Here is a 20,366-nt window from a genome sequence, read left to right as displayed (position 1 = left end):
GGGGTTGAAACCCCCGTCTCAAAGCTTGCATTCGGTTAAAACAGACTGAGCATTCATCAATTGCCACTAGATTTAACAAGATATCCTTGGCGAGTTAATGGTCAACATTTAAAAATTGGTAAATAAATTCTTTGTATTCCTCTTTCATGGGCAGCTCTTCATTAACTTTGAGTCGTCGCCGCACTGCCACAACTTCTTTGCCTTCGATCGGGTTATAACCTGGTTTATCGTATTTTTCCCAATACAATCCCGTTCCCCGGCGCTGCCAAGCCGGCAGTTCGTTAAAATTAATTCCGTTTTGAAACAGCAATTCGTTTTTGAAAGCCACCGATTGTTTGTCTAATATAACTGTTGCATTTTCACCCGTTTCGCCATTTTTTCGCAGCATCCAATAACTCCAGCCATTCAAAGCGCAGCGCGCTGCATCTGCTTGGCGCCATAGAAAATAATCTACTACTTGCGATTTGTTCGCTGCGGAACAAATGCGGGTGTCAAAATTTACTGTTGTTTGGGCGGCACAAGTGAAAGTTGCACTTGCAATACTGGCAGAAATAGAGACAATTTTTTCTAAGCTGCGGTCAAATAAATCCCAATCTGGAGGAAACAAAACTGAGATTTCGTCACTTTCGGTATAAGCGTAAATGCCGCCTAGTTCTGACAGGAGCGCTTTGGCGGTTTCCACCATTAGTTCGTGGAATTTTAAGTCGAAAGGCTTATCAAAACTTGAAGAAGTAAATTTTGAAAAACTGCGACCGTCGGCGCGAATTACTGTGTGAGTTTCCGGCAATAAACGCAAGCTATGAAAGTATTCTAGCTCCCGCATTTTTTTTTCAAATATCTGATTGTCCATGAATAACTTCCTCTGCGGGCAAGGTTTTTACTTCTAAGTTAAAGTTGTCTGCTATGCAGACGGAAAACAGCCGATCGAACCCTTCGTCGTAACTGGGCACTACCATTTTTTTTTAGTAGCATAAATTGCTATGTCTGGAACTTGAGATTTGCCCGATCGCTTTTGATTTCTAGCTAAACAGTCGCTGACTATTGATTCAAAGTAGTAACCGATGATTTGGGCATGATAGGTGCGACCGATATCAATCAGCGGTCTGCGATCGAGAACTTCGGGATTGGTGTTGTCAACTGCGACTGAATGACCTGCTTGGAGTGCATTTTCAATTAATTGAATTTGTCGGCGCGATTTATTTCTATTGTTTCGCATTAAATCTTTGCTGACCAAAACGTGCGTTGCAGCTAAATAGTCGCGGCAAAAGGTGCTTTTTCCCGATGCTTGCAATCCCATTAAAATGACTAATTCCATGAAAGGCTAAACATCCGCCGGATTCAGGTGCATCATCGCCCAAGTCGTGTAAGTGCCGATCGGACTCCAGAGTATGTAAGGTAGCAATAACAGGGCCGCAGGCTGGGAAACTTGCAACACGCTTAAAGCTAGTATTACGCTTAAAATAGCGCCCGTTCCGCCGATGATTGTGCCGACTTTTAGGCTCTTAAGTTTGCACATCACAGAGGTATAAGATATGGTTACTATTTCTAAAAGTAGGTACAAACCCATTCTCAGCCAAGTCTCCTGAGTTCCCGGTTCTTTTTCCCAAACAATCACTGCTGACCAAGCTGCACAAATAAAAATTACTGTCCAAATGATGGGAATTGCTTTTTCAAATACTAGCCATTTCGGACGCTGCAAGCGGTTGAACCACTTAATGTCGCTGGGCGAGAGCAAGTTAGCCAACAGTGCTACCGCAAAGGCGACACCTCCAATTACCATCCAAGATTTAATCATTTCTCTACCTTTAGTTAGATTGACGGTTGAGATTCAACTCTGATTTTATGTAGATGTGGCACAAAATACATCTCTCTCCAGTCTTAAATTTATAATAATTTAAAGGTGAATTAGAGTTGTGAAAAACAGCAAATTTATTACTTTCCTGCTCCTGGGGCACAACTGAATTATGTAGGGGCGAAGCACACCGCACCCTACCGCTATAAGTAGCGTTTCACCTGGCAACTTTTCCAGACTAGCCTAGCCGGTGATGCTGTTCTAGTTCTAAACTAGAGTCATCATCTTTTCTGGGAACTAGAAGCGTATTTTCGCTGCTCGGTTGCAACACGGCTTTAATCACTTGCAGAAAACGGTTGGGTTTTTTAGCTTGACCGTTGAGATCACGGCGGTCTTTAACTTTTTGAGAAAGGTGTCGCATCACTGATAAATCTAGTTCATCGATGAAATGGTCTGCTATACGTTCTCCCATTAAATCAACTGCTTCAGAATACTGTTCTCTCAGCGTTTCTATGGCATCGTATGCTTCGTCAGCAACTTGAGTTGCTACTGTTTTATTGCGATCGCCCGATGTGTCGGAATTGCTGCGGCGGCGGTCTAAAAGACTTTGATATTCACCAATGCTCATTCCCAAATTATAAATGTGGTGGTGAGCGTGATCCATCAAATCTACTTCACCGGGATAGAAGAAACCGCGAGTGCTGTTGATACCGTGCAGTTTTGCCCAACGCCGCAGAATTGTCTCGTCTTGTAGTTGGTATCTCTCCAACATTTGAGCCATGTTCAGCTCTACTTCTGGTGTAACTTTGAAATCGCTCATCGGTAAATCCTCGCTGGTGAGTAGATGAATAAACTTGAAACCTAGAATTTGTGATTTGGGTGCAGTCTGAAATTGACGATCGATCCTTTGACTGCATTTAGGGAAGTCTTGCAGGCATTTGCTAACCGTCGATCGAGCGATCGCGCGAGACGATTTCACGGTAGGGTACTTTTGGGCTCGGTCTCGATCGCATCCGGGAGCAACAGCACAGGGTTAATAATATAGCTGATTTAGTGTTTCAACAACCGTTAAAAATAGTAAATTTTATTTTTTTGGCTTGAACATTTAGTAATGTTGAGCTATAATACTGGCTGTTACCGTGCAATTAATAATTTTAGTAGTCGCCAACGAGATTCTTAGTATGCCTGTATACGATTATTTTTGTCCCAAAAACAACCAGCAGTTAGAAGTTTCGCACAGCATGAACCTGGAAGTTTCGACTTGGGGCCAACTGTGCGAGTTGGCTAAGTGCGAACCCGGAGACACCCCCGCAGATGCTCCGGTGCGCCGTTTGCTGAGCGCTCCGAGGTTGATGAAGCCGACATCCGACACCGATTATAAAAATTCTGGTTTCAGCAAGTACGTGAAGCGGGATGAAGGAGTTTATGAAAATGTCACGGCTAAGGATGGTGAAAGCCGTATTGTGAATCGAGAAGGTAAGCCGCTTAAAGACTGAAAATCCCAACTAATCCAGTTTGTAGTGATGGCTTCAGGTTCGATCGTTCTGACTGACTAATCGATCGCCAAAATCGGTAATAATTTGAGATGGAATGATACAAGGGAGAATTTTTGATGAAAGTGGCGATCGTCGGCTGCGGCTATGTGGGTACTGCGACAGCCCAACATTTACGCGCTAAACCCGATTGTACCGTGACGGCGACAACGACGACGGCGAGCCGAGTCAGTGAATTGGAGGCTGTCGCCCAGCGGGTAGCTGTAGTTAAGGGAAATGATGCAAGTGCGATCGCCAGTTTACTACAAGACCAAGATGCTGTTATGCTGTGCGTCGGCGCTCCAAATTCTAGTGCTTATCGAGAAAGTTACTTAGAGACGGCGACAACTTTGGTATCAGTTTTACAGCAAGTACCGACAGTCAAGCAGGTGATTTATACGGGTACTTATTCTGTGTATGGCGATCGACAAGGTAAACTTGTAAACGAAGAATCGCCCGTGGAGCCCGCCAATTCCAACGGTGAAATTCTCGCCGAAACAGAACGAATTTTATTAGCAGCATCCAGTCCAAATCTTCACACCTGCATTCTTCGTTTGGGTGGCATTTACGGGCCCGGGCGAGAATTAGTTAAAATCTTTGGAGGCTGGGCTGGAACCACTCGTCCGGGTACGGGGGAAGATGCTACAAATTGGGTGCATCGCGATGATATTGTTGGGGGATTAACCTTTGCTTTGGACAATCGATTACAGGGAATTTACAATTTAGTTGGGGATGTCTCGCTGTCGAGTCGCGAATTAGTCGATCGCATTTTTGAACGTCACAATCTGCCAAAAGCTACTTGGGATGGAAGTCCTAGCGTGCGACCTTATAATGCGAAGGTGTCGAATCAAAAGATTAAGGCTGCTGGTTATCAATTTATCCATCCTGAAATTAGAGAGTATTAAATGCAGTCATTAAACACGCATTAAACAGAATTGCATTCAGGCGATCGCTCTTTTTTCAATTATCTGCGTCAATCAGCGTTTATCCGCTGGAAATCTGCGGTTAACTGGTCGATCGAATATTTGTGCAAAAAGCTAGCTTATTGCGTATGTTTGGCGATCGCTTTTGCTACAGATATAAGCTGATCCTGAGTTAAATCATCCCCAGGATTTGCCACGGGGCCCCAGTTTGTATAACGAGTCGATCGGCCTGCACCTACTTCCGCAAAGACTCGAATAGATTCTAAGTTGCCGCGAGTCATTTCAAAATAAGTATAGGTAGCTCCCCAACACAGATATTTGTTAGTAATTCCTCCGATTCTTCCACTACCTAAATCCAGAGTTTTTACCAGCGGCACAGAAACAGTAGTTTGACAACTTTTGTCATAATAAGAATAAGCTACCGGAGCATTTTCATTGTATTTATAGTTAGTTGCAAATGTTGCTAACTCTGAGGGAGTCATCGCCAAACAAGGGGTGGCTGCAGACAGAAAAACAATTGTAGTAGTTAGTAGTTTTGAAAGCATCTCATTTCAATTTTAATTATAGAAACCATCATACACAACTAAAGCTATCAAATTTTGGGATTAAATAGTGAATGAGCTAATAGCGCCGCTTGAGTTCGATCGCGCAAATTCAATCTACTCAAAATATTTGTTACATAGTTTTTTACTGTATTTTCTGACAAAAATAAGGTTTGAGCAATTTCTCGGTTATTTGCACCTGAAGCTATTAAACGCAATACTTCTAATTCTCGGGGAGTGAGTTGCTCTAATTCTGGTGGCAAAACCGCCGGAGAATTAGTTACCGCAGGTGTCATGAGGGCTTTTTCAAACAATCCGGGGCCTAGTTGGGTGTGTCCTTTATAAACAGCGCGAATTGCTAGGGCTAATTCGTCGGGTTCGGTGTCTTTTAGCAGGTAGCCTTTGGCACCCATTCGCATTGCCTTGCTGACATATTCATCGTCGTCAAAGGTGGTTAACACCAGAACTTTTGTGTCGGGATAGGATCGGGCGATCGCCTCGGTTGCTGCTACGCCGTCCATCACGGGCATCCGAATGTCCATCAGTACGATGTCGGGCGCTAAAATTGGGATTTGGGCGATCGCCCGCTGTCCGTTTTCTGCTTCACCGATTACTTGCATATCTGAATTGGACTCTAACATACTTTTGAGTCCTTGACGAATAATATGCTGATCGTCTACTAGCAATATTCTAATCATATTATCAACCCTAAATATTTTGAGAAGGCAAAGAAACTGAAATTCGGCAACCGTTTTCTGACTCGCTGTAAATGGCAAATTGACCGCTCAGCGCCGCCACTCGTTCTCGCATTCCTTGCATTCCAAATCCTGTAGTATTCTGGGCCGGATCGAAACCTTTGCCGTTGTCAGAAATCGACAAATGAATCAGTCCGGCGTGTTGCTGCAATTTAACTATGACGAGCGTTGCTTGGGCGTGTTTGTGAATATTTGTCAGCGATTCTTGCACAATACGGTAAAGCGTGATATTCATTTCTTGAGATAAACTAACAGGTAAGTTAATTGAGTCAGAAATTTCGCTACCCGTCATGCACTTAAAGTCTTGGAGCAGTTTGTCGATCGCACTTTCGAGCGACAATCCCTGCAAAGGATTCGATCGCAATACAGAAACAGATTTGCGAATTTCTAACAATGCTTCTGAACCGAGTTGTTTGGCTTGTTTCAGAAATTCCAGGGATTTGTCATCCTCGGCATTCCAGAACAATAGGGCGTTATTGAGCTGAATTGTTTGAGCCGCGAGGGTGTGTCCTAATCCGTCGTGGATGTCGCGAGCAATGCGGTTGCGTTCCTGCAATGTTGCTTGATCTTCTATTCGCAGTGCGTAATGGCGCAGTTGCTGGTGAGTCACCGCTAGTTTGTCGTGGGCAATTTCTAATTCCTCTCGGCTTTGACGTTCGGCAATTAAGGCATTGATTAATAGCAAGGCAAATACTAATGTCAACCCAAATAATAACACGTTGCTCAACCGCCATTCCCAAACTGTGGAAATGACTTTTTCGGGTAAAATTGGTTTGAACAACAGCAGCGAAGTATAGGACACCATTGCTAAACTTAAGACTGCTATCTGTCCGGGCTGCCGGAAAATTAGGCAACTCCGCATCAGCAAAACGAGAAACAGCAAAAAGCTCGATCTGCTGGATAATCCTTGTTGGACTATTGGTAGGAAAATTAATCCAAATTCGAGGGCTGTGAATAAAACTTTTTTGCGTAAGTTAACTGTTGGTAAACGCAGCCCGATGATGCCGAAAAGTGCGATCGCCCCCACGCGCCATATCAGCGAATACAGCGACTGAAACTGATGCAGCATTTCTATCAATGCGGCCGTCGCTAGCAGCAGCCATTCCAAATAAAGCAATAAACGAAAGGACGGATAGGTTAGCCGAATCATAGAACTTTTTCCCATCAATATCTGAAGCGATTCAAGCAATCGCAATGATTTAATTATAGATGGTATTTTGGAGTCAAAAAACATATTATTCCCCCTATGGTGAAGGAAGTTCGTCACTGGATGTCATGGATGGATGTTGAAGGAATTGGTAATTGGTAATTGGTAATTGGGCAATCCTCCCCCTCTCCCACTCTCCCCCTCTCCCACTCTCCCACTCTCCCATTCCCCCTTTTGCCATAACAGCTTAGCGAAGGTGCGATCGATTGCGTTAGAGCCTTTGTGGCTGATTTTGGGGTTTGGGACTAGGAAAAAAGTCACAAGTGCTATGTGCTTTTTGACTGGTTAGATTAGGAGTATTGCGTGATGCGCTGGCTGGTTTAAGCTTCTAAGATTTGTAGGTGAAGATTAATTTACAGAAAGTCAATCATGAAAAGAAATACCATCGCAGCAGCATTTATCCTCACCGGCACCATCTTGGTAGGTAGTTTGTCTGGTTGTATGCCATCCAACGCTTCTAATGTCACCAAATCTAACGCGGTGGCGGCAAATGCAGCAACTTCAGGACAACCGAAGCTTTCTCCTGCTCAACGCGCCCAGAAACGCGAGGAACTTCGCAAACAAGTCGAAGCGGTGCTAACTCCCGAGCAGGTGAAACAGTTGGACTCCAAAATCAAGGGAGGCGAAAAAATGCGGAAAGCTCTTAACGAGCTAAACCTCAGTGCTGACCAAAAAACCCAAGTTAAGGGAATTCTCAAGGCTGCTTATCCTCGCGCGCAAAATGGGCAGTCTGGAGCTAAAGCTAAGTAAATGATCTAAGAACAAGTTTTGTTTGTTTTCAGTTTTTGTATGGTGTGTCAGGGGTTTAATGTTTTTAGCAATTGCTAACTTTTGGGTCTGACGCACCCTATAATAAACTTGAATTTCATAAATATTTGAGTAATAGGTTAACCGCATATCGAGGCAGATTAAGACCGATTTACGCAGATAAATTCAAGATAGCAAAGGGAATTCTACTGAAAATCTAATAAATGCTATGAAGAGTGATGTTATGTCCGGTGAATTGAGCGCACTACGAACTTCAAGGGCGCACCGAAGTCCGCACTACGAACCGTTTTTTGGGGCTCGTATACCGGACATGAGATGAGGGCTATTTTTAAGAGGTTTGTGATGATAGAAGAAATTATTAGTGACAGTCGAAATGGCACTCGCCCTAAAGTTTCTGATGAAAATTTGAAGCTGAACGAGCAACCGACGCAGAATTTTGAAATTGTTGATAAAATTCCGAATGACACTGTTCCTGAAGTGGCTCTGGAATCTCCGAGTTTGCCGGAAAGCGAGCCTACAAATAATATTTTAGCACAAGAACCGAAGCCTCAAAAGGTGCTGGCGAAAGGGCGAATTGCGATGTTTTTGCTGGGGTTGTTGTTGCTTGGTGGTTTGGGATTTTTGGTTTGGCAGCGGGCGATCGCCCCTAAACCGGAAAAAGCGAGCCGTCGCGGTGGTAAAATGCAAATAACTCCGGTTCTGGTGGCGACGGCGACTAAAAAAACTGTGCCGATTCAGTTACAGGCGATCGGTACTGTGCAATCTGGTGCTACTGTGTCGGTGACAGCACAAGCCAGCGGGCGGGTGACGGGAGTTTATTTTAAGAAAGGGCAAGAAGTTAAGAAAGGACAGTTGCTTTTCTCGATCGACGATCGCTCTCAAAATGCTTCGATCCAACAAGCTCAGGGTATCGTAGCAAAAGACCGGGCGCAGGTGCAACAAGCGACGGCTAATCTTGCTAAAGATGAAGGAATTGTCGAACAAGCTAGGGCGACTTTTGATAAAGATAGAGGAATTGTCGAACAAGCTAGGGCGACTCTGCAAAAAGATTTGGGTGTTGTCGAACAAGCGAAAATGACTCTGGCGAAAGATAAGGGAGTTGTTGAACAGGCGAAAATGACGTTGGAAAAAGACTTAGGTGCGGTTAAGCAGGCGATGGCAACTTTAGCAAAAGATCGAGCGCAAGCCGAGTATGCCGAAGCCCAAAGTCAACGTTACGCAGAGCTCTACAAACAAGGAGTAATTAGTCAAGATCAGGCGCAACAATACGCTACCAGCAGTCGAGCTGCGGCGGCAACGGTGGAGCTTGACAAACAGGCGATCGCCAATGCAGAAACGGCGGTAAAGAGCGATCGCATTGGCATCACAAATACGGAGGCTGTCGTCAACGGTGACTCCGTGGCGATCGCAAATGCTGAAACTGCGGTGAAGAGCGATTTGGTGGGAATTGAGAACGCTCAGACGGCGGTGAAGAGCGATTTAGTGGGGATTGACAATGCTCGGGCTGTTGTTGATGGCGATCGATCGGCGATCGAGGGTGCTCAAGCTAGTGTCAGCGCCGACGGCGGTAGTTTGCAAAACGCTCAGGTGCAATCATCCTATACTAAAGTGTTTGCGCCGATCGACGGACGCGCCGGCAATATCCTAGTCACAGAAGGTAATGTAGTGCAACCAAGCACAGACAAACCCTTAGTCACAATCTCGAAAATCAATCCTATTCAAGTTGCCTTTTCTGTTCCAGAATCCAACCTTTCAGACATCCAAAAATACGTAGACAACGGCAAGCTAAAAGTTGATGTCACCTTTGCCGGCAACAATCGCCCAATATCAGGAACCTTGTCATTTGTCAACAACACGGTTGATAATTCCACAGGCTCTATTCAACTGATTGGCGATTTTAATAACGCCGATGGGAAACTATTTCCCGGTCAATTTGTCAATACTACCTTAACATTATCTCAACAGCCAAATGCAATTGTAGTTCCCTCCCAAGCAGTACAAACCGGGCCGAACAGACAGTTTGTATTTGTCGCCCAAGACGACGATACAGTAGACAATGTGCCTGTAGTTGTCGGAAATACGATCGGCGGATTAAGTGTCATCAAAAAAGGTGTAGATGCTGGTGATGATGTTGTCACCGACGGACAAGCTAATCTGGTTGATGGTAGCAAGATTCGGATTAAAGATGCAGAGGACAATCGAGATAATTCTGAGTCTAGTAAAGGTGATAAGTCAGACACATCAGGGGATAAAAAATCTGGCGCTGACTCCCATTAGTCGGGAAATAAGTCAGGTAAATCGCGAAATAATCCGTAGGGCGATCGAGTTTAGATTTTGGATGTGACGATGGGCTCTAGATCCCCCCTAGCCCCCCTTAAGAAAGGGGGAACCGGAAGCGAGCAAAGTTCGCCTTGTTAAGGGAAGAATCAGAATCTTTCAAAGTCCCCCTTCTTAAGGGAGATTTAGGGGGATCGAGACTCAGGAAAAAACGAAATTTATCACAGGAAGCGCTCAAAGCCCCCTTTTTGACGTGAAAATCGGAAGCATTCAAAGTCCCCCTTCTTAAGGTGGATTTAGGGGGATAGAGACTCAGGAAAAAACGAAATATACCAAATGAATGCAATTTTATTTTGATCTTAAACTGGTGTAACTAAATGAATTTATCAGAACCATTTATTCGCCGTCCAATTATGACCACATTGGTGATGGCGGCAATTATAATTTTTGGTTGGATGAGTTATCGCTTGCTACCGATTAGCGATTTACCCAAGGTCGATTATCCCACAATTCAAGTTAGCGCTTCCCGCCCCGGTGCTAGCCCGGAAACGATGGCCGCATCGGTAGCGCGCCCCCTAGAAAAGCAATTTTCGAGTATTGCTGGACTCGATACGCTGACTTCTACCAGTACCAGCGGCAAAACTCAAATTACCCTGCAATTCAATCTCAGTCATAATATTGATGATGCGGCGCAAGATGTCGAATCGGCAATTTCTTCAGCCTCGGGCCAAATGCCTAACGATTTGCCAAATCCGCCGACTTACAGCAAAGTCAATCCCGCCGACGGGCCAATTCTTTACCTTTATCTTACTTCGCCAACTTTGCCGCTTTCTGAAGTTGATAGCTACGCGCAAAGTTATCTCGCGCAAAAACTTTCGACAATCAACGGTGTGGCGCAAGTTCAGATTTACGGTTCCCAAAAGTATGCTGCTAGAATTCAACTCGATCCGCAACAGTTAGCAGCGCGGCAAATTGGCATCGATAAAGTGCAAACTGCTATCCAACAAGGCAATGTTAATTTACCTACAGGAAGCCTTTCGGGAAGTCATAAAAACTTTGCGGTGCAAACTAACGGACAACTGAAAGATGCTGCTGCATTCCGCCGTTTAATTGTGACATATAAAAACGGACAGCCTGTTTATCTCGAACAATTAGGGCGAGTGATTGACAGTGTAGAAAATACTCAACTTGCTAGTTGGTACAATAACGATCGCGCAATTATCCTCACGATTCAGAGACAGCCGGGCACGAATACCGTAGAAGTGGTAGATACGATTCAAAAATTGCTACCCAATTTGAGAACTCAGATTCCAAGTTCGATCGCGCTTGGGGTGATGTACGATGCGTCTCAATCGATTCGCGAGTCGGTGGATGATGTGCGGTTTACCCTCGTTTTGACGATCGCCCTCGTGATCTTAGTAATTTTCGTATTTTTACGCAACCTTTCTGCCACAGTCATTCCCAGTTTAGCGCTACCGGTATCGCTGATCGGCACCTTCGGTATCATGCACTTGTTAGACTACTCCCTCGACAACTTGTCAATGATGGCCCTGACGCTATCTGTGGGCTTTGTAGTCGATGATGCGATCGTCATGCTCGAAAACATCGTCCGCCACATCGAAGCCGGAGAAAGCCCGCGAGAAGCCGCGCTAAACGGCTCTAGCGAAATCGGTTTTACGATTTTATCGATGACGCTTTCCTTGGTGGCGGTGTTTATTCCGATGTTATTTATGAGCGAGTTGTTGGGGCGCTTGTTTCATGAATTTGCCGTCACAATTGCGGTTTCTATTTTAGTCTCCGGCTTTGTTTCTTTGACTTTGACACCGATGTTGTGCAGCCGTTTTTTGCGCCCGGTAAATCACGAAAATCAAAGCCAGCTTTATCGAGCTTCTGAGTACGTATTCGATCGAATTTTAAGCTTGTACGATTGGAGCCTCAAAATAGCCTTAAAATATCACCGCACCACGATGATTTTATCATTAGCAATGGTGTTCGTTACAGTTGGATTATTTATTGTAGTTCCCAAAGGCTTTATTCCCAGCCAAGATACGGGACAAATTACCGGAATTACCCAAGCCGCCCAAGATGCCTCTTTTGATGAATTATCTCGCCACCAGCAAGCGGTTGTCAGTGCGATTCGCCAAGATCCAAACGTGGAAGCAGTAAACTCGAATATCGGGGCAGGTTCGAGCGCCAATGGCGGCGGGGCTGCGGTTGCGGGGAATTCTGGCAGCTTGTTTGTGCGCCTCAAACCGATCTCGCAGCGGCAGATGGGTGCCGACGAAATTGTGCAGAGTTTGCGATCGCAATTAGCCGAAATTCCAGGCATTCAAGTCTTCTTGCAAAATCCTCCAGCAATCCCGCTGGGCGCTCAACAAAGCACGGGATTGTACCAATTGGCGCTGCAAAGTTCGGATGTTTTACCGCTGCGTAAATACGTACCGCAACTAATTGAAAAAATGAAAGCAATACCGGAAATTCAGGATGTTAACAGCGATTTGCAGATGACTTCTCAAATTAACATTGATATCGATCGCGACAAAGCCTCAGCATTAGGAATTACGGCCAGTCAAATCGAAAACACCTTGAGAAATGCCTACGGCGCTTACCAAGTTTCGACGATTTACGGTGCGAGTAACGAGTATCAAGTTATTTTGGAACTAGAACCAAAGTATCAAAAAGATCCGAATGCTTTGATGCAGCTTTACATCAGTACAGCGGGTAATTCTAGCGATGCTTCTGGGGGTGAAACACAGGTGCCGCTAGCAACGGTTGCCAAAATTTCTCTAGGAGTTGCACCGTTAATTGTCAACCACGTCGGTAGAATGAATGCTGCGACAATTTCCTATAACCTCGCGCCTGGGGTGGCGCTGGGAAATGCAAATAGCGCGATCGACAAAATCATCAAATCAGTGATTCCTGACAGCATCACGACCAATTACAAGGGCGCTAGTCAAGTGTTTCAGAGTTCGCTGCCGAGTTTGGGTATCTTATTGGTGATCGCAATTTTGGTCATCTATTTAATCCTCGGCATTTTGTACGAAGATTTCATCCATCCGATTACAATTTTGTCGGGATTACCTTCGGCGGGATTTGGAGCATTATTAACACTAATGTTGTTTGGAGTCGAACTCAACGTTTATTCGTTCATCGGTATCATATTACTGGTAGGAATTGTCAAGAAAAATGGGATTATGATGGTCGATTTTGCGATCGAAGCCCAGCGCATAGATGGCAAAAAACCGGCGGAAGCAATCTATCAAGCCTGCTTAGTGCGTTTCCGACCAATTATGATGACTACAATGGCGGCATTAATGGGCACATTACCAATTGCGTTGGGAGTTGGTGCAGGTTCAGAATCTCGCCGCCCGTTAGGTATTGCAGTTGTCGGAGGACTGTTATTTTCACAAGTTTTAACGCTGTATCTAACGCCCGTATTTTACATCTACATGGAATCGTGGCGAAAGAAACTCAGAGAGGTGAAATTCGGGCAAGTATTTTCATTTAAAGGAGGGCGGTAAAAATAACCTTGTCGTTGGGTGCGTCGCCTGCGATAAATCTCTAACTAAATAGACAAGATTGCATAAGTCTTTGATTGATACATAAACCGCAAATTTTAAGCAGACAAACACAGATAAACGCAGATAATTTTTGCTCGTTACCAGGCTCTGCCTGGTAATGCAGATAGGCGAGGCTCTGCCTCCTTTGATGTCGCAACTTAAACGAGAAAGGACTTTAGGAGGTGTTTAAGTTATTAAGTTTTCGATCCTTAGCGACACACCCTACAACTTATTCCCTCTTCCCTCTTCCCTCTTCCTGATGACTTTGTACGGAAAGCTCAGAGGCGACAGCACTAATGACTAATGAATAATGACTAATGACTAATGACTACTGACTACTGACTACTGACTTCTTCCTTAATAATTATGAACCTATCAGAAATCTTTATCCGCCGCCCCGTAATGACTACCTTAGTCACAGTCGGCATTCTAATCTTCGGTTTAATGAGTTATTTTCTGCTACCAATTAGCGCCTTGCCGCACGTAGAATATCCCTTTGTCAGCGTCTCCGCCAGCTTACCCGGTGCAACGCCAGAAACCATGTCATCCTCCGTCGCCGCACCGCTAGAAAGGCAGTTTACAGAAATAGCAGGGCTGAATTCTTTTAACTCTACAAGTTCCACCGGTAGCGCCAGAATCTCCCTGCAATTCGACTTCAGCCGCAGCGTCAATTCTGCTGCTAAAGACGTACAAGCTGCGATCGCCGCCGCCGCAGGTTCATTGCCCGCTGGAATGACCAAAGCGCCCAGCTACCGCAAGGTTAACCCTTCTGTTTCGCCAATTCTCTACCTCTATTTGTACTCAAAAACCCTATCCATTGCAGCAGTAGACGAAGCCGCAGAAGTGACGGTGGCCCAACCAATTTCGGCGATAGATGGTGTGGCGCAGGTGCAGGTTTACGGGCAGAAAGAATATGCCGTGCGGATTCAACTCGATCCGCGAGAATTGACTGCGAGGGGAATCGGATTAGATCAAATTAGAACCGCCATTACTCAAGGAAATGTTAACTTACCAACTGGCAGCCTTTCTGGCGATAAAAAAAGCTATTTAATTCAGGTAAACGGTCAATTAAATACTGCTGCAGAATATCGATCGCTGATTGTTGCTTACAAAAATGGCGCAGCAGTGCGGCTGCAAGATTTAGGCAATGTCATTGATGACGTGCAGAACAACAAAGTGTTGAATTTGTACAGCGATCGACAAGTCAACAATCAACCTGCTATCTTGCTTGCAGTGCAGCCTCAACCCGATGCAAATACCGTTGATATTGTCGATGCGGTAGTGCGAATGTTACCTTCACTAAAACAACAAATTCCCCAATCGATCGAAATGGGAATTATGTACGATCGTTCTCAATCTATTCGGGCTTCTGTAGACGATGTGAAGTTCTCCTTAGTGTTGTCGGTGTGTCTGGTTGTCTTAGTAATTTTTATCTTTTTACGGAACATCACAGCGACGCTAATTCCGAGTTTAGCTTTGCCGGTGGCGATTATTGGCACCTTTGCTGTGATGTATCAGTTGGGATACTCGTTAGATAACTTGTCGCTGATGGCGCTGACGCTTTCAGTGGGGTTTGTGGTGGATGATGCGATCGTAGTTTTGGAAAATATTGTCCGCCACCAAGAAATGGGAGAAGCACCCCTAGAAGCAGCATTGAAAGGCTCGAAAGAAATTGGTTTTACCATTCTTTCAATGACGCTTTCATTGGTGGCAGTGTTTATTCCTCTGATGTTTATGAGTGGATTAATCGGTAGATTGTTTCACGAATTTGCTGTAACTATTGCTGTAGCAATTTTGGTGTCGGGCTTTGTATCTCTGAGCCTGACACCGATGTTGTGCAGTCGATTTCTCAAATCCCCGTCCCACCACCAAAAAACAAACCGCTTCTACCGCTTCTGGGAGCGGGGATTTGAGCTACTTTTGCAAGGATATGAATGGACGCTTAAACCTGTTTTGAAATACCGTTTTTTAACGCTGATTGTTTCGGTTGTTCTCCTGGTATTTACGGCTTATTTGTTTGTTTTAGTTCCGAAAGGTTTTATTCCGACTGAAGACACCGGACAATTGATGGCTAACACGAAAGGAGCGCAAGATATTTCGTTTGATGATATGATGATTCACCAACAACAAATTGTTGATATCCTTCGGAAAGATCCAAATATTGCAGCGTTGAATTCAACTGTAGGTGCGAGTGGCCCGAACGCATCGGCGAATAACGGACGGATTACAATTAGGCTCAAACCGATCTCGCAACGCCGCCTCAGTGCGGATGAAATTATCCAAAAACTAACTCCGAAATTGCGCGGAATTCCTGGCATTCAAGCTTTTTTGCGTTCTCCGGCCGCAATTCCGATTGGCGGTCAACAAACGAATTCGCAATATCAGTTTACGGTGCAAAGTTTAGATTTGCAAGCGCTGCGTCAAGCGGTGCCGGCATTGTTAGCTAAAGTTAAAACGCTGCCGGGATTGCGCGGTGTCGATAGCGATTTGCAATTGAGCACGCCTCAGCTTGAGGTTAAAGTCGATCGCGCAAAAGCAGCAATCGTCGGTGTTAGCCCGCAACAAGTGCAGAAAACCCTCAGCGCTGCTTACGCTTCAGGACAGGTTTCGACGATTTATACTCCCAACAATCAATTTACGGTTGTGTTGGAATTAAAGGCTGAGTTTCAGCGCGATCCGAGTGCTTTGTCGATGCTGTACGTGCGATCGAATACCGGACAAATGATCTCGTTAAGTGCGATCGCAAATATTACCCAAACAGTCGGCCCGCTCACAGTCAATCACCTAAGCGGATTGCCTTCTGCTACAATCTCTTTTGATACGCTTCCAGGCACATCGCTGAGTCAAGCAACCGCCGCCATTGAGAAAGTTGCCCAGGAAGTTTTGCCGCCGTCAGTAACAACAAGTTTTCAAGGTTCAGCCCAGGTATTCAACCAATCATTTAACGATTTAGGTTGGTTGTTAGTGGTTTCAATTTTAGTAATTTATCTAATTCTCGGCATTTTATACGAGGATTTTATTCACCCGCTGACCATTTTATCAGGTTTACCATCAGCCGGATTTGGTGCGCTGTTAACTCTGGTAATTTTTGGGGTGGAATTGAATCTGTATTCGTTTATCGGGATTATTTTGCTGGTGGGAATTGTCAAGAAAAATGGGATTATGCTGGTGGATTTTGCGATCGAGAAACAGCGACAAGACAGCAGCCACAGCGCCTTTGATGCCATTTACGAAGCTTGTGTCGTGCGCTTCCGTCCGATTATGATGACGACAATGGCGGCATTAATTGGCACTTTGCCGATCGCCCTGGGCGTGGGTAGCGGTTCGGAATCGCGCCGCCCGTTGGGAATTGCGATCGTCGGCGGATTGCTGTTTTCGCAAATTTTAACCCTGTATCTGACTCCAGTCTTTTACATTTATATGGAAGGGTTGAGAAAACGGTTAGGCCATCCCAAAATCAAGTTTTCTGAATTCTTTTTGCGTCCTAAAACTCGATCTGAGAGGCGAAATTAAGAGGTGATTTAACCGCAGATGAACGCGGATAGACGCAAATGAAGAAAGGGAGCATCTGGTGTTTTGCATTTAATAGTGCGAGCGTCCCCGCTCGCGTATTATACGATACGCGAGCGGGGACGCTCGCACTATAAGAAAAAAATGCTTTTTACAAAAATGAGATGCGGATAGTCAGAAAGGGCGATCGTTATTTATCTGTAAGATTTTTGTAGTTAAAATTCATCCTACAACTTCTCTATTTTTCCTTTAACCCAATTTCTAAAGGATTTCAGCAAAGCCATTTCTCCCATAGTTTGAGTGCGAGTAAAAAACCCAGCCATTTCCGCTACAGATACAAAGGGAAAAGCAATACTAAAGTCGCACTCAACATATTCTGTCTCTACCAACTGATAAAATTTCAAAACTCGTCCATTATATAGCCAGAGTTCCTGGACGCGAAGTGCTGAATAAATTGCCAACTTATTAATTGAACTGCTGGTAATATCTATTTCAATTGCTAAATCCGGCGGGGGTGCAGTTTCTAAATCTAGTTCTTGCCTGTCTCTGACTGCTGGTTCGTTTTGGATATAATAGCAATTATCAGGTTCTATGCCTTTTTTAGCCCGTTCTCGCTTGAGAGTCATTGAGCCAGCACTTTTGATTTCAATGCCTAGTTCTTCTGCTAAAATAAAAATGAAGCGGTCAGACTTAATCTTGGGATTTTCATGTTCGTATAAAGGACTCATAATTTCCAACATCCCGTTATCATAAGCTATGCGATAACCTCGGCTATCGCCTATTTCTTTGAGCAAGGTTTCAAAGGTTGACCAGCTAATATTTTCTAGCAGTGTTCTCTGTTCGGCTAAACTTGAAGTAGTAGCAATCATCTCAAAATCTCCTTGAGTTGAGCAAACTATAGTTTTATTGTACCACAAGCCAAGATACTATCAAAAAAGGGCGCTCTTTTTTAAACCGCAGATGCACGCTGATGAACGCGGATGAAAAAAAGGGCGCTCGCACTTCACTTAGGTTGTGTTAAATCTTATTTGATGACACCGCGAATTCTTTCTCTTCTTCCCAAGACAGTGCTATTTGAAGTTGTCCTGATACGGTGAATGTTCAGGGCGGTTTCATTCTCACGAAAATCGCGATTTTGTAGGGGGCGGTGCCCCCGTGCCCGCCCCCCCACAGACGATTTCACAGGCGTTTCAGACATGGGGGCAACCACGGGGGGTTTGCCCCTACGGAGAATGAAACAGCCCTGGGTAAATGTTTGAGCTGCCCACAGTGCAGTCTCTAATTTCACACACATTTTGGCAGAATAATTACCTTCTTGTCCGCCGATAACTAGCTTTTCTATTGCATCTGGTTTTGATGGATCTACTAAATTATGGAAGCTAACGTTATCAAAAGTTACGTTAACAATATATTTCCCGGATTCACCGCCGCCAATGCTCATATAACACTCGTCATCTGCACCCAAGGTAACTAAAGTTTTACTTTTCCCATTTAACTCGCGGATGGCTTGTTCTATTTGACTCCAAGTAGGACTTTCTATTAAATCACCTTCCTCCTGGTTGCCAACCCAATTTTCTGCTGATAGGTTTAACACAAACATTATTGCCTCCTTCTATTTGGGGGTTGAACGGTTATTGTCTTACTTCCACTGGGAGTAATAATTTCTAATTCTTCTATATTTAACTGCCAAGCCATAGAGTTTACTCCACCTCTTAAGCCGCAGGCTGCACAAAGTTCGCGATCGCAAATCAAACGTGCTTTACCTCCTCTAATTCCCGCATCGGCTGCTTGTTGAAAAGCATCGGCTTCAGCATGGGTTTTGGTGATAGGATTGACATTAAAAGTTATTTGGCGGCGATAGGGGTTGCTGCCAGAGTTGATGCCAAAAAAAATTTGACCCGCTATTTCTAGTTTAGCTATGGTTGATTTATCGGTTTCGCTGCCAGCCGCTGGTAAACCTAGGCTCTGTCTATATTCACCTAGTTCATCAAACACACTTTATATTTTTGCCTTTCCTTTGGGTTGACAGCCCAATTTTACCATGTTACGTTCTGGTTTTGGGATTTGGGATTGCGAATCTAAGATTTATCATATTACTAGGGGGTGGGCAAATGCCCACCCCGCAAAGCTTACCCCATCATCTCACCAAAAAAGTCGATCGTCTCTTTCAACGCTTTGACAAACACATCAATCTCCTCGCGAGTATTGTAAAAATACAAACTCGCCCGTGCAGTAGATGAAAGGTTCAAATGGCGGTGCAAAGGTTGCGTGCAGTGATGCCCCGAACGAATCGCGACCCCCTCCTGATCCAACATGGTAGACAAGTCTTGAGGGTGAATTTCTCCCGCAGTAAATGCCGCCAAAGCAGCCCTACCTTCGCCGTTGCTGTCCGGTTGTGGCCCGTAAATTTTAATCTGTGGAATTTGTCGCAATTGTTGGAACAGATAAGCCGTCAATTCGGCTTCGCAAGCGTGAATCTTATCCATGCCAATGTTATTAAGATAATCGATTGCGGCACCGAGGGCGATCGCCTCCCCAATTGCCGGAGTCCCCGCCTCAAATTTGTGCGGCAAATCTGCATAGGTAGAATATTCGAGAAACACATCAGCAATCATCTCGCCACCGCCAAAAAACGGAGGCATTTCTCTCAATAAATCCAGTTTGCCGTACAAAAAGCCGATACCAGTCGGAGCGCACATTTTGTGGCCCGAAGCCACCAGCCAATCGCAATCCATTGCTTGCACATCTACTACCATGTGCGGCACGCTTTGGCAAGCATCAATTAAAACTTTTGCGCCAAAACTGTGGGCAATTCCGCAGATTTCTTTAACCGGATTGATGCAGCCCAAAGTATTGGAAACGTGAACTACAGACACCAACTTAGTTTTATTGGAAATCAGCGTTTTGAACTGTGCTAAATCAAACTCCTGAGTCTCCGTCAACTCAACAAACTTGAGTACCGCACCAGTTTTTTGAGCAATCATTTGCCAGGGAACCAGATTGCTGTGGTGTTCCATCACCGACAGAATAATTTCATCTCCCGCTTGCAGATTGCTCAAACCCCAAGAATAAGCAACCAAATTAATCGCTTCGGTGGCGTTGCGAGTGTAAACAATTTCTTGTCGCGAAGCCGCATTGATAAACGCTGCAACTTTATCTCTCGCACCTTCGTAAGCATCAGTCGCTTTAGCGCTGAGAGAGTGAGCGCCGCGGTGCACGTTAGCATTGTATTGTTCGTAGTAATCGCGCCAAGCATTGAGTACAGCCAGAGGTTTTTGGGAAGTAGCTGCATTGTCTAAATAAACTAGCGGTTTCCCGTGGACTTTTTCATTCAAAATTGGGAAGTCTGCGCGAACTTTTGAGGCTAAGGTTTTTTCTTGAATAAGTGTCATATTTTTTGAAGTTAGTGATTTGTCCTTGGGTGGGGGCGGGTTTACGAGATTGTTGGTTTTAGGCAATTATTATTCGTGAAACCCGCCCTACAAGCTGTTAAAAATGGT

19 protein-coding genes are annotated in these 20,366 nt (G+C 44.8%); 6 read left to right on the top strand and 13 right to left on the bottom strand.

Annotated features, from left to right (window positions below; translation table 11 throughout):
- Positions 1–94 precede the first annotated feature (94 nt).
- From QUB13_RS05415 to QUB13_RS05395, 5 genes are all read right to left on the bottom strand, one after another.
- On the bottom strand, positions 95–850 hold the full coding sequence (locus QUB13_RS05415; RefSeq protein WP_194008978.1) for a tRNA(His) guanylyltransferase Thg1 family protein: 756 nt from the start codon (positions 848–850) through the stop codon (positions 95–97).
- Complete coding sequence (locus QUB13_RS05410; protein WP_333379596.1) at positions 831–956, bottom strand: hypothetical protein; 126 nt, start codon at positions 954–956, stop codon at positions 831–833. The genes QUB13_RS05415 and QUB13_RS05410 overlap by 20 nt, the downstream gene beginning before the upstream one ends.
- A complete protein-coding gene (locus tag QUB13_RS05405) occupies positions 950–1,315 on the bottom strand; it encodes an AAA family ATPase (protein ID WP_333379595.1) in 366 nt (121 codons plus the stop codon). The genes QUB13_RS05410 and QUB13_RS05405 overlap by 7 nt, the downstream gene beginning before the upstream one ends.
- A 6-nt stretch (positions 1,316–1,321) precedes the next feature.
- Positions 1,322–1,795: a TspO/MBR family protein gene (locus tag QUB13_RS05400; RefSeq protein WP_194070276.1), complete on the bottom strand. Its 474-nt coding sequence runs from the start codon at positions 1,793–1,795 to the stop codon at positions 1,322–1,324.
- 235 nt (positions 1,796–2,030) lie between these two features.
- Entirely contained in the window at positions 2,031–2,771 is a 741-nt protein-coding gene (locus QUB13_RS05395; RefSeq protein ID WP_333379594.1) for a hypothetical protein, read from the bottom strand.
- Between the two features lie 202 nt (positions 2,772–2,973).
- Between QUB13_RS05395 and QUB13_RS05390 the strand changes: the two genes are divergently transcribed.
- Both QUB13_RS05390 and QUB13_RS05385 read left to right on the top strand, forming a co-directional pair.
- On the top strand, positions 2,974–3,288 hold the full coding sequence (locus tag QUB13_RS05390) for a zinc ribbon domain-containing protein (RefSeq protein WP_194061809.1): 315 nt from the start codon (positions 2,974–2,976) through the stop codon (positions 3,286–3,288).
- 116 nt (positions 3,289–3,404) lie between these two features.
- Complete coding sequence (locus QUB13_RS05385) at positions 3,405–4,229, top strand: SDR family oxidoreductase (RefSeq protein ID WP_333379593.1); 825 nt, start codon at positions 3,405–3,407, stop codon at positions 4,227–4,229.
- A 137-nt stretch (positions 4,230–4,366) separates the two neighbouring features.
- On the opposite strand, the gene QUB13_RS05380 is transcribed toward QUB13_RS05385, so the two are convergent.
- The 4 genes from QUB13_RS05380 to QUB13_RS05365 all read right to left on the bottom strand — a co-directional run bounded on the left by QUB13_RS05380 (position 4,367) and on the right by QUB13_RS05365 (position 7,012).
- Positions 4,367–4,792, bottom strand: a complete 426-nt coding sequence (locus QUB13_RS05380; protein WP_333379592.1) for a hypothetical protein — start codon at positions 4,790–4,792, stop codon at positions 4,367–4,369.
- Positions 4,793–4,839: 47 nt separating this feature from the next.
- A complete protein-coding gene (locus QUB13_RS05375; RefSeq protein WP_333379591.1) occupies positions 4,840–5,487 on the bottom strand; it encodes a response regulator transcription factor in 648 nt (215 codons plus the stop codon).
- Between the two features lie 10 nt (positions 5,488–5,497).
- A complete protein-coding gene (locus QUB13_RS05370) occupies positions 5,498–6,694 on the bottom strand; it encodes a sensor histidine kinase (protein WP_333379590.1) in 1,197 nt (398 codons plus the stop codon).
- Positions 6,695–6,817: 123 nt separating this feature from the next.
- Entirely contained in the window at positions 6,818–7,012 is a 195-nt protein-coding gene (locus QUB13_RS05365) for a hypothetical protein (RefSeq protein WP_333379589.1), read from the bottom strand.
- Positions 7,013–7,120: 108 nt separating this feature from the next.
- On the opposite strand from QUB13_RS05365, the gene QUB13_RS05360 reads away from it, so the two are divergent.
- From QUB13_RS05360 to QUB13_RS05345, 4 genes are all read left to right on the top strand, one after another.
- Entirely contained in the window at positions 7,121–7,501 is a 381-nt protein-coding gene (locus QUB13_RS05360) for a hypothetical protein (RefSeq protein ID WP_333379588.1), read from the top strand.
- 360 nt (positions 7,502–7,861) lie between these two features.
- Entirely contained in the window at positions 7,862–9,796 is a 1,935-nt protein-coding gene (locus QUB13_RS05355; RefSeq protein ID WP_333379587.1) for an efflux RND transporter periplasmic adaptor subunit, read from the top strand.
- Between the two features lie 377 nt (positions 9,797–10,173).
- Positions 10,174–13,317 (top strand): efflux RND transporter permease subunit, encoded by a 3,144-nt coding sequence (locus QUB13_RS05350; RefSeq protein ID WP_333379586.1) that lies wholly within the window; start codon positions 10,174–10,176, stop codon positions 13,315–13,317.
- Between the two features lie 405 nt (positions 13,318–13,722).
- Positions 13,723–16,869, top strand: coding sequence for an efflux RND transporter permease subunit (locus QUB13_RS05345; RefSeq protein ID WP_333379585.1), 3,147 nt, complete (start codon positions 13,723–13,725; stop codon positions 16,867–16,869).
- 224 nt (positions 16,870–17,093) lie between these two features.
- Here the strand turns inward: QUB13_RS05345 and QUB13_RS05340 are convergent, their stop codons facing one another.
- The 4 genes from QUB13_RS05340 to QUB13_RS05325 form a co-directional block, all read right to left on the bottom strand.
- The gene (locus tag QUB13_RS05340; protein WP_333088677.1) at positions 17,094–17,735 is read right to left on the bottom strand and encodes a Uma2 family endonuclease; all 642 of its coding nucleotides are present in this window, start codon (positions 17,733–17,735) and stop codon (positions 17,094–17,096) included.
- 155 nt (positions 17,736–17,890) lie between these two features.
- The gene (locus QUB13_RS05335) at positions 17,891–18,460 is read right to left on the bottom strand and encodes an Imm1 family immunity protein (protein ID WP_333379584.1); all 570 of its coding nucleotides are present in this window, start codon (positions 18,458–18,460) and stop codon (positions 17,891–17,893) included.
- Between the two features lie 5 nt (positions 18,461–18,465).
- Positions 18,466–18,861 carry a deaminase gene (locus tag QUB13_RS05330; protein WP_333379583.1) on the bottom strand — a complete coding sequence of 132 codons (396 nt, stop codon included), beginning with the start codon at positions 18,859–18,861 and terminating at the stop codon, positions 18,466–18,468.
- Between the two features lie 134 nt (positions 18,862–18,995).
- Positions 18,996–20,258, bottom strand: coding sequence for a SufS family cysteine desulfurase (locus QUB13_RS05325; RefSeq protein WP_333379582.1), 1,263 nt, complete (start codon positions 20,256–20,258; stop codon positions 18,996–18,998).
- Positions 20,259–20,366 lie beyond the last annotated feature (108 nt).

Origin of the sequence: Microcoleus sp. B4-D4 (genome assembly GCF_036705185.1) — a bacterium.
Lineage (GTDB): Bacteria > Cyanobacteriota > Cyanobacteriia > Cyanobacteriales > Microcoleaceae > Microcoleus.
The sequence above is the reverse complement of the archived record's forward strand: the minus strand, read 5'-3'. Positions and strand labels throughout refer to the sequence as shown.